This is a genomic window from Emergencia timonensis (assembly GCF_900086585.1).
Taxonomy (GTDB): domain Bacteria; phylum Bacillota; class Clostridia; order Peptostreptococcales; family Anaerovoracaceae; genus Senimuribacter; species Senimuribacter timonensis.
On sequence record NZ_FLKM01000003.1, the window covers coordinates 1 to 1,579 of the forward strand.

Consider the following 1,579-nt stretch of genomic DNA (forward strand, 5'->3'; position numbering starts at 1 on the left):
TGGAGGATCGTTTCACCTATGGCCTGAACCCGGAAAAGCTGGGAGCCGTATCTTCCTATCTCTGCGATCCGAACACGGCTCCCGCCGAGTTTCTTCTGGTAAAAAGTCAATACCTTGCAGAGACAGGACGGGCCGTATCTCGCGGGGCACTGTTCTTTCAGATCCGGCAGGCGTTTCTGCCCGGGGAGGTTACGGCGGAAGAAGCAAACCGTATCGGTTATGAAACGGCGATGCGCTGGACAAAGGGAAAGCATCAATTCTTTGTCTGTACGCATACCGATAAGGCCCATATCCACAATCATATTTATTTCAATGCAACGGCCTTTGACCGCTCCCGGAAATTTCATAATTTTATTGGTTCGTCCTTTGCCCTGCGGCGGCTCTCTGACCGCGTGTGCATCGAACATGAATTGTCTGTCATTCAAAATCCGCGCCAGCACAGCAAGGGTCGTTTTCTCCACTATGGCCAGTGGATCGGAGAAAAGCCGCCCTCTGCCAAGCAGCGGGTACGGTTGGCTATTCTCGCCGCTTTGGAGAAAAAGCCCACGGACTTTGCCGACTTTCTTCGTCTCATGGAGGAGTCCGGCTTTGCTGTAAAACAGGGGCGCGGCGGTGTCATCTCATTCCTCGCGCCCGGACAGGAAAAACCGACCCGGCTCCGGGCTTCTACACTGGGAGCTGTATTTGACCCGGAGGACATCAAGGCGGTAATTGCCGGGGAACGTCCGCTCCCCGAGCTACCCGAGGAGCCCACGGTTCCGCCACGGCGAGTTAATCTCATCATCGACATTCAAGAGCGTATGGCCCAGGGCAAGGGCCCGGCCTATGAACGATGGGCAAAGGTCTACAACCTAAAACAGATGGCTGCCGCGCTCCAGTATTTGCAGGAGCATCATCTGACCGACTATGCGGCGCTGACGGCCCGTACCGAGGCTGCGGTGGATCACTTTCACAAGCTGTCTGACGAACTCCGCACAACGGAGGAGGCTCTTTCCAAAACCTCGGAGCTGATGGCTGCCACGGTGGACTATGCCAAGACCCGCCCGGTGTTCGATGGGTACAAGGCTGCGCGGTACAGTAAAAAGTATCTGGCCCAGCATGAAGCGGAGCTTGCCACTTACCGGGCGGCAAAGGATACCATGAACACTATACTGAACGGCGCAAAGCTCCCCAAGATTGAAGCACTAAAAAAATCCCGCCGTAAGCTGGCGGGACAAAAGAAAGAGCTTTATGCAGAATACCGGGAGGCCCAGCGGCAAATGCGGGAGGCCGTAGCAATAAAAGCGAACATTGATCATCTGCTCGGCATAACAGACGAGCGTGAAAATAAGGCCCAGGAACGATAGTGACGGGCCGCAGACTACGGTGCAGCGCACCGGGACTTTGGGACAATTTGTCCCGAAGTACAGCGGGTTTGGGGAGCTCCCCAACAAGCATTTTTGCGGGCCCTGCGCCCTGCAAAAATTTCGGAGTGTGGCCACACCCGAATTGCTTGCCAAAACGCGCAACCCGCAACATGGCGCAAAAAAACGGAGGTTACGCTTTCTTTTACGTTTCCTCCGTTTCTTTCGATGCTTTC

Annotated in this window: 1 protein-coding gene; it reads left to right on the forward strand. The window is 55.1% G+C overall.

The window, feature by feature from the left end:
* Positions 1-1,346 (forward strand): relaxase/mobilization nuclease domain-containing protein (locus tag BN6539_RS00015; protein ID WP_067532082.1); only part of this gene is annotated, 1,346 nt, incomplete at its 5' end.
* Between the last annotated feature and the right edge of the window lie 233 nt (positions 1,347-1,579).